Genomic DNA, 13,195 nt, shown 5'->3' on the forward strand with positions numbered 1-13,195 from the left:
TTATTAGGACGTAAAAAAATTAATATTAGTTATTTTAGCCGTTCTCAAAAACCGATTATTTTATACGGATCGAAAAATATATGCATGTTTCGAAACCTGTCTTTTCCTGTTTTTTTGGATGTTTTCTGTTACTATCCCGGCAATTGCCAGCTCAGGAAACGGATCATTTAAATAGTCTCTCCATAAAAGCCAACTACGGCATCGACGTAGGCAACGGTAGTACCAATAGGTTTAAGAACTACATATACGGTTTACATGTGAGCTATGACAAGAACGTGGAATACAGTACGCATAGATGGATCAACTATTTTAATGTGAAGAATGTGTCTTTTGGTTTGCTATGGCACAATATGAACCATGTGTTCGAGATCATTGACGGGAAGACCTATCCTGCTGGCCAAGCGATCGGTGTGCTGGCAGAATTGGATATTCAGCTGATAAGGATAGGTAAATCTCGCATATATATTACGCCTGGCTTAGGAGGTACCTTTATTACCGAGAACATATTCACACAGCCTCAAACCTCTACCATAGGCAGTCACTTCAATTTCTCGATTACCGGCGAGTTATCTGCGGAAATGCCACTGAGCTCTAAAACAAGTTTGGCCGCGGGAGTGAATATAGCGCACTATTCCAATGGGGCAATCGTCGTACCCAATGAGGGTTTTAATGGCTTGGTAGGTTCCCTTGGGATAAAAACAAAGTTGGACAAGCCTCAAAACATAAAGTCCGAGCCAGAAAACTACCACCATTTGGAAAGAAACAGTATAGAGTTTTGGCTAGGTACGGGAGTAAGGGGACAATATCGGGAGAAAACCGCGAAGTTTTGGCGTAGCGGGGCCTATGCGGGGTATAATTTTTTTGTCAATCGCGCGCTTAGCCTCAAATCTGGGATGCATATGGTTTATTACCACTCTGTATTTGACCCAACTGATTTTGACAAAACGTTCCAAAATTATGGTTCTTCTTATGACAGGGTACGGCTTGGCGTAGCAGTGGGTGCGGATTTTACGATGGGTAGGCTGGTGGTGACAGGGATGTATGGTAAGTACTTGCATTACAATAGCTACCATAATATAAAATGGTATTGGACCTACGGCTTACGCTATTACCTGACGCCCCATTTTGGTCTACAAACTACTCACAACCTACATATGGTGTACGCCGATTATATCAATTGGGGCCTGATCTTTAGGATATGAGGTTCACGTCTTGGATACCATCTTCTTGACCAACAAGTACCAAGGGAAGGGTAATTACAGCTTTTGTACCATTCTCTCCATATTCATAGAGATCAAACAGCTCAAAGGAGGCTCTGTTGTCTTTTTGCCGAGCATTTATAATGGCAATGCGCTCTTTGATACCGGCGATGCCGATGGACTGCTGCTTGAGCAAAGAAGGCTTGGCAAAGAGGGAAGCCCTGCTCAGGCCTATTCCATTGTCCGTTATGGTGATAATGAGTTTTTCTTGGTTGTTATCAACAGTAATTTGTAGCTCGCCATCATAGTCCGTGAGATGGCGGATGCCATGGTGGATGGCATTCTCCAGCAATGGCTGGATGAGCATGGGCGGTACAAGCAGGGTACGGGCCGCCTGTTCTGCTCGATATGTGAAGCTATACGAAAACCGGTGATTGAAACGAATGGCCTCCAGTTCAACGTAACGCTGCAAGGCACTCCATTCCCTGTCCAGTGTCACCATGCTTTGGGTAGAATTTTCCAATATCAGTCGACTTAATGTAGCGAATTTTTGGACCAATATGCTGGCCGTCTTCGGGTCATTGTCCAGTATATAAGATTCGATGGAATTGAGCACATTGAAGATAAAGTGGGGGTTCATCTGCGAGCGTATGGCCTTTAGCTCACTTTCCGAAATGCGCTGTTCCATCAACAGGGATTCGGCCCGTTGAAGTAGCTCTTTTTCCTTCAGCTCGTTCTTCAGCCGTATAGAACGTATGCGTGCCCGTTGGATGAAATAGATGGCAAGGAGTATGATAAAGGCTACCAAAATGAGTCCATATAGCCATATTTGTTTCAATTGCAGTTTGCTCAGTTCTTGCTCTTTGAGGTAATCCTGCTCTTTTAGGTCAAAGTCGTACTGCATCTCCAGTCGGGTGATTTGCTGCCGGTTTTGCTCGTTGTCTATACTGTCTCGGAACAGTATATACTGTTTGTAGTAAAACAGCGCGCTATCGGCATTTCCCGTCCTCTCAAAATAAGCACTCAGGTTATGGGCGGCATCCCGTTGCGCATCTATGATGTCGAGCAGCTTGCCTTCCTGATAAGCCATTAGACCATACTTGTACGCCAAAGGCAGCTTGCCCGTTTTGAAATAGATATCGCCGAGATTGAGCAAATTCAATGTTCTGCTTTTTCTGTTGCCTATACTATCGTTGAGGCTTAGCGCGGTAGTCAACAGCGAGATGGACTTGGCATTGTTCCCCAGTTTGCCATGAGCTTCCCCCATATTGCCGTAAATACGCGCTACCATCAGTTTGTCGTTAATCTCATTGCTTGCCACTAGGGCAGTATCCATATAGGCTAAGCCCTCTTCCAATTTGTTTTGGTCAATAAGTAAGGTGGCGGTGTTGAAGACACTATAGGCCTCGATTTTCCTGTCATTCCTCTTTTGAGATAGCTGTCTGGCAGCCGTGTAATATTCCAAGGCCTTGTTAAAATTCTTGAGTTCACTATAGATGACGGCCATATTCACATAGATGTACAAACCATTTGGATGTCCAATCTCGTTGAATATATGCGCTGCTTCTTGCATATTGCTCAATGCCTTGGGATAGACGTTCAGGTGCTTGTAGATAACACCTATATTGCTGAAGGCTGATGCTTCATTCTCTCTGTCGCCCAAAGCCTGAAAGCCTTTCAGAGCTTGGTTGTAGTAGGATAGCGCTTCCTCATACGCTGCAAGCTGCATCAAGTTTATTCCTTTTGTCATGTAGGCGCCATAAAGGTTTCGTTTCTCTTTTAAGGAGCTTCCAAAATCGATCACTTCCTGTGCGTAGGCCAGCCCTTGTTTGGGATCTGTGTTGTGTATGTTGAAACTTAGTGCATTGAGCAATTCAGCTTTGCGGTCATCATTTTGGGGATGTTCTTTGATCAGTTGCAGCAAGGAATCCTGTACGGCTATTTGCGCGCTTATTGGTAGTGTAAATAACAATATCAATAGTCCGATGAGACTAAACAACGTAAATTGATTTGGCAGATGCCTATGGGTTAAGTTTTTTTTCATCAAACGTCGCAAAAAAGCAAAGCATCGTTCCTTTTCGGCCAGAGCCGAAAAAATAATTGACCGAAGGTAAAAATACGAAATATTTATTGTAGAATTAGTAGCGAAAGATGTTATTTTTGGCTGTATATCTACTGCAAATTTGTCTTTAAAATGGCCACATCGAAACTTCGTATCCCTTTTGTACCAAAAGCTATCGTTCTTGGTATCCTATTATTTGCCAAGCCATTGTTTGCCCAAGACTCCTTTACGCATTTTATGGACAAAATGGGGGAGTACAGCAGTGAACGACCTCAAGAAAAAATCCATTTGCATTTGGATAAGCCTTATTATCTGGCGGGAGACGATCTTTGGTTCAAGGCCTATGTGACGGCTGGACAGTTCAATTTTCTTTCCAATCTCAGTAAAGTGATATATGTCGAATTGATAGACGGCAGAGAACAATTGGTGCAGTCGCTTAGACTGCCTTTGGTCAATGGACTTTCTCTTGGCGATTTCAAGTTGGCAGATACCTTGGCGGAAGGCAATTATCGCATTCGTGCCTATACGAATTGGATGCGCAATTTTGACACCGATTTTTTCTTCGATCAAACTTTGCAGATAGGCAATACGCTTAGGGACAACTATAGTACAAAAAGCGATTTCATTTTTGGGAAAAACGAGAAACAACAAGCGGAGTTGACTGTACAAATTCAACTTACCGCCAGTGGAAAAACCGCAGCAATCCCCAACCAGAAGATGACTTATGAGCTATACGAGCGAGGAAAACTTTTGCAAAAGGGAAGGATTGACCTAGATGGAGAAGGGAATGTTCATGCAAAGTTGCAACTAGATAAATTGGATTCGTTGAAAGATGCCGCTCTTCAGGTTTCATTTGTTCCCGAAAAAGGTAAGCGGGTTGTCAATAAGACTATTCCCATTGTTTTTGCGCAAGGGAAAAACAGCATCCGTTTTTTCCCGGAGAGCGGTGTTTTGTTAAATGGAATAATCAATAAAGTTGGTTTCAAAGCTTTGCGACCAGATGGTTTGGGAATACCTGTTTCTGGTATTATCATAAATAACAAAAAAGAAGAAGTGTCTATATTTCAATCAAGCTATGCCGGTATGGGGAATTTCATGTTTCTTCCGGAAGACGGCAAAAGTTATTTTGCCCTTGTAGACTACGGTCATGGCGATACGGTACAAGTTCCCTTGCCGAAGGCGCAATCCAGTGGCTATGTGCTTACTATCAACAACGAGCTGGAACGGCAGCTTGTCGCGCAAGTGTCTATTACAGATGATCTTATCTCGGAAAAACCTATATATGTGGTCGTACAGCAAAACGGTGCGATATTATATGGCGTAAAAGGCACGCTCAACAAAAGTGAACTCTTGGTGAATGTTCCTCGGGAAAAGTTGACGCCTGGAGTTATGACTATCGCCCTGTTGGACGAGCATGCCCAGCCGTTGGCAGAAAGGACCGTGTTCAACTATCCCCATGAGGCGTTGATGCCTTTGAAGGCGATTCCCGCGAAAAAGAGCTATGACAAGCGCGAAAAAGTTGATTTGCAATTGGAATCTGGCACCGCTTTGGACAGCATTCGTAATGCCAGTTTATCCATATCCGTGGTCAACTTATCTAAGTTGTCCGATAGTGTGAAGAAACATTACAATATACTTACTTCATTGCTTTTAAGCTCCGCAATAAAGGGGTATATCGAAAATCCAGCTTATTATTTTTGCACGTCCGACTTACTTCAACGCAAGCGGGATTTGGACAATCTGATGCTTACGCAAGGATGGAGCAAGATACTTTGGCAAGCAATGACGACTACTGATATTCCACCCTTGCCGTTCCTGCCAGAGCAAGGACTAGAGGTAAGCGGACAGATACTCAAATCGAAGAAGACGCCGGTACCCGACGCTTCGGTAACCATGCTGACACCTGTAAACATTATGTCTATGATAGACACCATTGCAGATAGTACGGGCAGGTTTAGGTTTGATAACCTGTACTTTCCGGACAGTACCAAATTTGTCATACAGGCGAGAGACGCGAAAGGCAAGAGGAATGTGGATATCGTTTTGGATACGATTCCTCCAATACTGATAGGTGCAAACAAAAATGCTGCCGACAGGGTCTTAGACGTAAACGACTATCTGGGCGAATACCTGGCACAGGAAAACAAGCGATTTTCGGAAATGCTCAAATTTGGACTGATGGAAAGAAGTATCCTATTGGACGAGGTGGAGATTAAGGCAGAGAAACCCAATCCAGCAAAGAATTCGGCCAACCTCAACGGTCCCGGCAATGCCGATCAAGTGATCAGCGGGGATGAACTCTTTATGCAGAGCTGTCCCAATCTGGCTATGTGCTTGCAGGGAAGGCTGACGGGAGTGATATTTAACAATGGCATTCCGTATTCTACGCGCTCGCAAGGAACACCCATGCAGATCGTATTGGACGGTATGTACGTAGAGGCAGAGATGCTGTCTTCCATCAATGCCTTTGACGTGGCCTCCATAGAAGTGCTTCGTTCCATAGGTAACACGGCCATTTATGGCACCATGGGTGGGGGCGGATTGATTGTCATTACTACCAGACGTGGTGATGAACCTAGAAAATACGCTCCTAATCTTTATACACCGGGAATTGTCACCCTGAGTCCGCAGGGTTATACGGTAGTACGCGAATTTTACTCGCCCGATTATAGCGTTGCGCAGAAAAATCCCGACATGGCCGACCTTCGTACTACCATCTACTGGGAGCCTAATTTGATAACCGACGAGCATGGAAAAGCTACCGCTGCTTTCTATACGGCGGATGAAGCAGGACAATACCAAATTATAGTGGAAGGGATAGATCTGAATGGACGTATCGGTCATGAGGTACTATTTATAGAGGTCGATTAAGCAAGCATAACGAACAAAATAGCTATATTGCGCCTCTCGTAGGGACAGGTGCTAGAACCTTATTGTCTTTGTGTTGTTGAACCAATTGTGATAAACTTAAGAAGAGTATGAATTTTTTGAAAGAGGAAATCAAGGATGGTGTAGCTCATGTGTTCCTAGACCGTGGACGTTCCAACGCCCTCAATGGCGTTTTGTTGACGGAGCTTGCAGATCTACTGGATAAGCTAGAGCTAGACGATCAGGTGAAAGGAATGCTTCTGTACGGCAAGCCCGGAATATTTAGCTCGGGTTTGGATTTGTTTGAACTGTACGATTTTGATGAAGAACAAATGCGCGATTTCTGGTATAAGTTCATTCACTTGGTACAGCGTTTCGTCCGTTTTCGCAAGCCTGCCGTGGCGGTCATTGAAGGGCATAGCCCAGCGGGAGGATGTGTGCTAGCTATCTGTTGCGACTACAGGGTCATGACCGAGGGCGAATATGGCATTGGGCTTAACGAAGTACCTGTTGGAATTATTGTGCCGGACAGCATATTCGATCTTTATAGCTTCTGGATCGGTAGGGCAAGGGCCTATCGCCTGCTACTGGAAGGGGCATTGCTATCGCCACAGCGCGCCTTGAAAATGGGATTGGTAGATGAAATGGTGAGACCGGAGGCAGCGCATGAGGCGGCATTGAGCCAGCTGACCAAATATACGCAGCTGAATGCCGAAACATGGCAGCAGACCAAACTCAATCTTAGGAAAGACCTCATAGAACATTTCGAAAAAGATCCGTCGGAAGGTATTGAACGAATGTTGCGTCAGTGGTGGGCGCCCTCTACGCGGGAAACGATAAAGACCATATTGGAAAAATTGAAAAGCAAAGCATCATGAAACAAGGGCAAGTAGTGGGAGGAGCACTCCGCGATCATGCATTTGATGGGAAAACGATTGTTGTCACAGGTGGCGGCACCGGCTTGGGGCGGGCAATGGCTTCCTACCTACTGGAATTGGGAGCCAATATTGTTATTGCCAGTAGAAAGCAAGAGGTGCTGGATAAGGCAGCAGCAGAGCTAATGGGCGAAAAAGGGGGCACTGTCTTGCCCGTCAAATGCGATATCAGGGATGTAGGTCAGGTAGAAAACATGCTGGCCAAGACCCTTGAAACATTCGGAAATGTGGACGGCTTGCTCAACAATGCCGCAGGCAATTTTATTTCTCCTACAGAAAGGCTTTCTGCCAATGCCTTTTCTGCCGTGATAGATATCGTGTTGAAAGGTACGGTAAATTGCAGCCTGACATTTGGCAAGTATTGGATAGCCGAGCAACAGGCTGCCAGCATACTCAATATTGTTACCACCTATGCCTTCACGGGCTCTGCCTATGTGGTGCCATCAGCTGCCGCAAAAGGAGGGGTATTGGCTCTTACCCGTTCATTGGCCGTAGAGTGGGGGCATTACGGTATCCGCAATAATGCCATTGCTCCTGGGCCCTTTCCTACAAAAGGAGCCTGGGACCGCCTGCTGCCTGGCGATCTGGCGCAGCAGTTTGACTTTAAGAATAGAGTGCCCTTAAAGCGAGTAGGGCAACATCAAGAGCTGGCCAATCTGGCGGCATTTTTATTGTCGGATTATGCCGGCTTCATCAATGGTGAAATTGTTACCATAGATGGAGGGGAATGGTTGCAGGGAGCGGGGCAATTTAGTGCACTGGAAGCGGTGTCAAACGATATGTGGGACGAGTTGGAAAGACATATTCGCGGTACGAAAGGAAGTTGATAGGGCAAAAGTTTAGCTGACTAGGAGGTTACATCCCCTGATGTCACTTTGATCAAAACGGCCCAACACTTCAAAACTGTCGTCCGGGTGGCGTCGCCCCAGGTCTTGTGTGGCAATGAAGGAGCAAGAGTAGACGTTCGCCAGATCGATGACGTTGATGCCACCAGTTTGTTCACCCATTTGCAGGCTTAGTGGATCATTGGTATCCCGGATCACAATGTCCATCCATGGCGGACAACGGAATATACCGTCGCCTAGACTATATGCTTGCGAGAGAAGCTCGGTCATGCCATATTCCGAATGGATACGCTGTACCCCAAAGCCCCTACACAATTGCGTATGAAGCTCCTCGCGAATCATTTCCTTGCGGCGACCTTTCATGCCACCCGTTTCCATCACCTGTAGTGTAGGAAACTGGAGGGAATAATGTTCAATGAAGTCTAGCAAGGCATAGGTCACTCCTATGAGGAGCGTTTTCTTATTGGCTTCTTTTAATTTGTTTAAACAGGCAAAAAGGTCGCTGTGATTGTATAAGAAATAACCGCTTAGTGGCTGTTTGCTCTGTTTTATGAGGTCATCTACCATGTAGATGAGTGAGGAGCCGTCCCGCTCCTGGTAGGAGGGCAGTAGCGCGAGGATGGTGATGTCGCTCACAGGGCCATAGAATAGCTCAAATGCCTTTACAAAGCTGGCTTCATAGTATGAAACATCGGCCACTAAGTGGCGACTTTGTTGCATTCCGGTAGTGCCTGAGCTGGTAAAAACAATTTCGGGATGGCGATTTTGCAAAATGACGTCCTGTGTCTTGAAAAATTCGATGGGTAGGAAAGGGATCTGCTGCATTTCCTCGATGCTGTCCGGCGAAATGTTCAAATAGCTGATGTACTTTTTATAGACGACGTTTTCCCTGGCCTGCATTCTGAATATGGATAAGGCCAATTCTTCAAAATCGTCCCTGCCCTCCAGTCCAAATATATCCTCTTTTAATACGCCCTTGTTCATTGTGGCAACAAAAGTACGCCTTTATTCCGTAAATGGTTTGTCTTTACTTTTTAGCTTGCGAACGTAATATGCCGCCAATCCAGCAAAACCCGCCAGTATGGCGTGCGGAAGGGCAGCTATCAGCATGAGCATGACCCAACTATAAGAAGTCTTGGGCAATTGGAAAAGTGTGGCAATGCGATTGGCCAATAGGTGCTCGTTGGGGATGCTCAATAGGGCGCTCACAAAGATATATAGCAGAAAAATAGACAAAAAAGCGCATATAAATGCTGGGATAGCCTTTTGCATAGGAAGCAGGTACAATACTAGGAACGCGACGGGAACGATTGTCCACCAAGGTAGGAATAATTGAAAAAGGACGGCCGAAACGGCGATGAGTATCATTCGGATCAACATATTATTTGGAATGTAAAGTGAGCGTATAGGTGATGGTTTCGTCTTTTGAGGATAAATTAAACTCTTCTAGGTGGCCGTGACTCCAGCTTTCGAGTTGATCGTCATAGTGAGGGCTACCGGGATTGCCCGAGCTACCTCCGGGAATGATGCAGAATAACCTTGGTGTTTCGCCCAGTTCAACGACCATACGCCAAGAGGGACCCGCACTTTTGCCAATGGCATTAACAGTTTTTTGGCTGCCATCTGTATAGATTAGCGGCGAACTGAAAGCTGGAATGCCAGCCAAATGTTCTATCTTGGTGTTTCTTACAGATGCCCATTCCCATTTTTTGCTCATTGGGCCGTGGGTTTCTACGAGCTCATCCACAGCGCTTTGAAAGGCTTCTTTTATGAGTTTCTGCTTTGAAATCGTTTTTCTCTCATTTCCTTGCACAAACCATTTGGATGCCTGTTGGCCCAAGAGCAGTTGCAGGGTTTTGTCCCTCCCTGGCCTGCGCATGGCGATGCTATCCTGCTTGAACCATGGATTCCATAAGGCTTTTTCCACTTGGTTGTACCAGGTGTCGAATATAGTTGCCGCTATGGAGTTGGCCCGATAGGATTTGTCCCATTTTATCAGATGCGCAAAAGCCTCCGATTGATTTTTGTCCAGATCCATTTCTTCCACGTTGCTTATCAGGGTGTCTAGGATATTGTCCGCCAGCACACTTCTCGTATCCAATTGCAATAGGCGCATGTCATCTGCGTCCACAACATCCTTGCCCGCAAGAACCTGATTGATGCGGTGCCCTCTGTCATAGGCAGCAAATTGCCAATCCAGATAGTAAGGGTAGGATGGCCCCACGGGAAACTGATTGGCCGAGCTTACGAAGCCGCGCGGTGGGTTCTTTACCGTAGGGTTGTGTTCAAAGGGGATTCTTCCGTGCCAATCGTCGGCTTCCTTTTCGGCAGAGAGAAAGAACTTACCTTGGTTCTTTTGCTTCAAAGGCAAGTAGCCGTTTGAAGTCATGGCAATATCGCCATGTTTATCGGCAAATACGAAATTTTGTGCCGGCGCGGTGAAATGACTTAAGGCATTGCGGTAGTCGCTATGGTCTTTTGCCCGGTTGAGGAGGTAGAAGGTACGGACATCGTTGCTAGGCTGGTGTGCTACCCATTTCAAGGCATAGCCCTCGGGCACATTGGCGGCAGCACCGAGCTTTTTGGGCTTTTGTCCTGACAAATATGGTATAGGCCCCAAATGGGTGTAGTAAACCGTGTCTTGTATGGTTCCTTTACCCCTTATCTTGATTTCTTCTATTCTTTTTTCGATTGACATCTTACCCTCGGAGGAGAGATAGGTGTTTTTTTCCGCATCGCCAAATGTGATTTCGTACCAGTCCAGTACATCCGATCCCACATTGGTGACGCCCCATGCTACGTCGCGGTTCATGCCGACAATGATACAGGGAGCTCCTGGGATGGAGACACCCGCGGCGTCTATGTCCGGTGTGCTCAGCTGTATTTGATACCAGATGCTGGGCAAGGTCATGTTGAGGTGTGGGTCATTCGCCAGTAGGGGGGCTCCTGTTTTACTCTTACTGCCAGATACTGCCCAATTGTTGCTGCCCAAGTGTTCCTCTTTTTTTGCGGTCAATAGCAGGTTGCTGATCGAAGAAAAATCTTCGTTTAGATCTTGGTAAGCCTTGCTTTGACGGTTCGGCCCAGATTGTCTGTCCGAGTCAATAGCTAGCGGGGTGAAGTTCCATTTTGTATCGATGGGGATAATAGGATCCTCCCATTTGGGATAGCCATCGAATAGTTCCGTAATGAGGCTGTCGCCGTACTGCGCTCGGATGTTTTCGAGATAGAGCTCATCGGATGAGCTGGCCAAGGTGGCCGACATCATTTTGAGCAACAGGGCAGAATTGATCATTTCCCATTTTTCGGGCTTATAGTTCAATAATTTGAATTCAAGGGGGTAGTCCTTAGGCTTCAGTGACTGGATGTAGGCATTTACGCCATCGGCATATGCCTGCATCACGGTGGTCATCTCGGTATCTTTCTTTACTTCTTCTACCATTTTTTCGGCTCCGTAGGCCATGCCCATTCGCCGCTGATATTTATCCAGCTCGATGGCTTTTTCCCCCACCACTTCCGATAGCCTACCGGCGGCAAAGCGCGTTTGGAAATCCATTTGCCAGAGCCTGTCTTTGGCCGTTATGTAGCCCTGTGCGAAATAAAGATCATTGTCGTTTTCGGCCGTAATGTGGGGAATATGTCGTTCATCAAAGTTTATTACTACTATTCCCTGCAAGCCTTCTAGTAGTAATTCCCTGCTTTTTTCTCCTTCCTTCTGGTCGGCATTTTGCCAAAAGCCCATAAAAGGGTTAGTAAAAGGACCGATAGGGGGGACGTCACCCCATTTTTTGTTCAATACATATACCAAGGCCATACAGATAACCAGTGGTATGAGCGGTTTTATCCTGTGCATAGGCTTGAGGGAGTTTAGGTTATGAAGATAGCGAGTTTTTTGCTATCGTGCAATTTTTTGTAAAAAAGAAAGGGATACTGATTTAGTATCCCTGCAATAACGTTTGAAAGTGCAAGTAGCACTCACTCTTATTATTGTACGTTTTGTATTTCCTTCTGTTCGCGCAATCTGTCTACGTTGTTCTTTTCGCCAAAATTGGTTGTTTTATCCGCGAAAGAATCGATTAGCTCTGTTATGGCGGTATGGTTATCAGCCGTTCTTTGATAAATGTCCGGTAAGATCTTTTCCAGGTTTTTATCGCCCAATTCTATGTTGTCGACCTCGATTTTACCCACCTTTTCCAATACTGCCTGCTGGCTACGACCTAGGTCTTCCAGCTGTCTGACAATTTTTTCCATTAACTCAAATTTCGCTAACTTATCCATTTTTCACCTCTCTTTTTAATTTGATTATCAGTAACAATGAGTGCAAAAGCCGTACCAAGAATGGTCATTTTGCCTCTCGATCCTCAAATGGCAATTTATTGTATTTCCTGTGTGTATCGTAGTTTGGGCATATGAAAGTTGTTGAAAATCACTGAAAACAGCGATGTTATGGTTGTGTGAAGCATATTATTTTTGCATAGAGTTATTAATTTATTGAATTTAAGGAGGAGATTATGGAAAAGAGTTTAAAAAGAACAGCAGAATTATTGTTACTTTTACTTGTGGCGGCTTGTGGGGGATCAAAAAAACCAGAGGCGTACAACAATGAACTGATGGTGATCATCAACGATAATGACAAATATATCAGCGAGATGAATAAAGCCATGATTGCCGCCGACTATGAAAAGGCGTCGGAGGTGCGTGAGGTCTGGGAAGCTGACTTGAAAAAGCAGATAGAACAAGTGGAGAAGATAGGGGATTTCAACGGCGATGATATCCTTCAACGAGGCATATTGTCGGGATTGAAGGCCTATGAAAAGATTGTGAAAGAGGATTATGTAAAGCTGATTGATATACGTAGCAGTGGCACGAAAGATCCTACGGCGGAGACCGAAGCGTTAAACAATATTAACGATGCCTTTGAAAAAGCGGCTGGGAGTGTGAATAAGGCCGGCAGCGAGTTTGAAAGAAAGTATGCGCAAGATTAGCGGACATTTTTGGTGACTGATTTAGTTTTCTTTCACTACCAAACGGATAAACTTAAAAACAGGCAATAAACTCACTTAACTTACTGATTATCAGTAAATATTTTCATTAGATAAAAAAGCCNCCCCCCCTGTTTTTTAGAACAGTTCTACCTGTATACAAGGTGGTTTATTTCGTTTTTTCTGTTTGCTGTAAGTTCTCCTGCTGTTCTGCACCATCCAATATATCTCAAGATTACTGATTAAATGGATTCTTATCAGTGCAGCAATGGTGGAAAACGCCTTTTTGCTCTGGGATTTTACC

The 13,195-nt window shown here is 45.2% G+C and carries 10 protein-coding genes; 5 read left to right on the top strand and 5 right to left on the bottom strand.

What is annotated here, in order from left to right; all coding sequences use genetic code 11:
* Positions 1-80: 80 nt before the first annotated feature.
* On the top strand, positions 81-1,202 hold the full coding sequence (locus tag A37S_RS0112970; protein WP_084163895.1) for an acyloxyacyl hydrolase: 1,122 nt from the start codon (positions 81-83) through the stop codon (positions 1,200-1,202).
* Here the strand turns inward: A37S_RS0112970 and A37S_RS0112975 are convergent.
* Complete coding sequence (locus tag A37S_RS0112975; protein ID WP_028297361.1) at positions 1,192-3,243, bottom strand: tetratricopeptide repeat-containing sensor histidine kinase; 2,052 nt, start codon at positions 3,241-3,243, stop codon at positions 1,192-1,194. The two genes, A37S_RS0112970 and A37S_RS0112975, sit on opposite strands and share 11 nt — an antisense overlap.
* A 150-nt stretch (positions 3,244-3,393) precedes the next feature.
* On the opposite strand from A37S_RS0112975, the gene A37S_RS0112980 reads away from it, so the two are divergent.
* The 3 genes from A37S_RS0112980 (at position 3,394) to A37S_RS0112990 (ending at position 7,891) form a co-directional block, all read left to right on the top strand.
* Complete coding sequence (locus A37S_RS0112980; RefSeq protein ID WP_028297362.1) at positions 3,394-6,132, top strand: TonB-dependent receptor plug domain-containing protein; 2,739 nt, start codon at positions 3,394-3,396, stop codon at positions 6,130-6,132.
* A gap of 107 nt (positions 6,133-6,239) precedes the next feature.
* On the top strand, positions 6,240-7,007 hold the full coding sequence (locus tag A37S_RS0112985) for an enoyl-CoA hydratase/isomerase family protein (protein ID WP_028297363.1): 768 nt from the start codon (positions 6,240-6,242) through the stop codon (positions 7,005-7,007).
* Positions 7,004-7,891, top strand: coding sequence for an SDR family oxidoreductase (locus A37S_RS0112990; RefSeq protein ID WP_028297364.1), 888 nt, complete (start codon positions 7,004-7,006; stop codon positions 7,889-7,891). The genes A37S_RS0112985 and A37S_RS0112990 overlap by 4 nt, the downstream gene beginning before the upstream one ends.
* A gap of 12 nt (positions 7,892-7,903) precedes the next feature.
* Here the strand turns inward: A37S_RS0112990 and A37S_RS0112995 are convergent, their stop codons facing one another.
* The 4 genes from A37S_RS0112995 to A37S_RS0113010 form a co-directional block, all read right to left on the bottom strand.
* Positions 7,904-8,893, bottom strand: coding sequence for an acyl-CoA synthetase family protein (locus A37S_RS0112995; RefSeq protein WP_028297365.1), 990 nt, complete (start codon positions 8,891-8,893; stop codon positions 7,904-7,906).
* A 21-nt stretch (positions 8,894-8,914) separates the two neighbouring features.
* Positions 8,915-9,277 carry a hypothetical protein gene (locus A37S_RS0113000; protein ID WP_169719496.1) on the bottom strand — a complete coding sequence of 121 codons (363 nt, stop codon included), beginning with the start codon at positions 9,275-9,277 and terminating at the stop codon, positions 8,915-8,917.
* Positions 9,278-9,290: 13 nt separating this feature from the next.
* Positions 9,291-11,762 carry a penicillin acylase family protein gene (locus tag A37S_RS0113005; protein ID WP_028297367.1) on the bottom strand — a complete coding sequence of 824 codons (2,472 nt, stop codon included), beginning with the start codon at positions 11,760-11,762 and terminating at the stop codon, positions 9,291-9,293.
* 131 nt (positions 11,763-11,893) lie between these two features.
* Entirely contained in the window at positions 11,894-12,187 is a 294-nt protein-coding gene (locus tag A37S_RS0113010) for a hypothetical protein (RefSeq protein ID WP_028297368.1), read from the bottom strand.
* A gap of 233 nt (positions 12,188-12,420) precedes the next feature.
* Between A37S_RS0113010 and A37S_RS0113015 the strand changes: the two genes are divergently transcribed.
* On the top strand, positions 12,421-12,894 hold the full coding sequence (locus A37S_RS0113015) for an LIC11966 family surface protein (RefSeq protein WP_028297369.1): 474 nt from the start codon (positions 12,421-12,423) through the stop codon (positions 12,892-12,894).
* The last annotated feature ends 301 nt before the right edge of the window (positions 12,895-13,195 follow it).

Origin of the sequence: Olivibacter sitiensis DSM 17696, from assembly GCF_000427965.1 — a bacterium.
GTDB lineage: Bacteria > Bacteroidota > Bacteroidia > Sphingobacteriales > Sphingobacteriaceae > Olivibacter > Olivibacter sitiensis.

Coding starts and splice junctions, on each gene's coding strand:
- A37S_RS0112970 (WP_084163895.1), top strand. CDS start 81: ATGCATGTTTCGAAACCTGTCTTTTCCTGTTTTTTTGGATGTTTTCTG.
- A37S_RS0112980 (WP_028297362.1), top strand. CDS start 3,394: ATGGCCACATCGAAACTTCGTATCCCTTTTGTACCAAAAGCTATCGTT.
- A37S_RS0112990 (WP_028297364.1), top strand. CDS start 7,004: ATGAAACAAGGGCAAGTAGTGGGAGGAGCACTCCGCGATCATGCATTT.
- A37S_RS0113015 (WP_028297369.1), top strand. CDS start 12,421: ATGGAAAAGAGTTTAAAAAGAACAGCAGAATTATTGTTACTTTTACTT.
- A37S_RS0113010 (WP_028297368.1), bottom strand. CDS start 12,187: ATGGATAAGTTAGCGAAATTTGAGTTAATGGAAAAAATTGTCAGACAG.
- A37S_RS0113000 (WP_169719496.1), bottom strand. CDS start 9,277: ATGATACTCATCGCCGTTTCGGCCGTCCTTTTTCAATTATTCCTACCT.
- A37S_RS0112985 (WP_028297363.1), top strand. CDS start 6,240: ATGAATTTTTTGAAAGAGGAAATCAAGGATGGTGTAGCTCATGTGTTC.
- A37S_RS0113005 (WP_028297367.1), bottom strand. CDS start 11,762: ATGCACAGGATAAAACCGCTCATACCACTGGTTATCTGTATGGCCTTG.
- A37S_RS0112975 (WP_028297361.1), bottom strand. CDS start 3,243: ATGAAAAAAAACTTAACCCATAGGCATCTGCCAAATCAATTTACGTTG.
- A37S_RS0112995 (WP_028297365.1), bottom strand. CDS start 8,893: ATGAACAAGGGCGTATTAAAAGAGGATATATTTGGACTGGAGGGCAGG.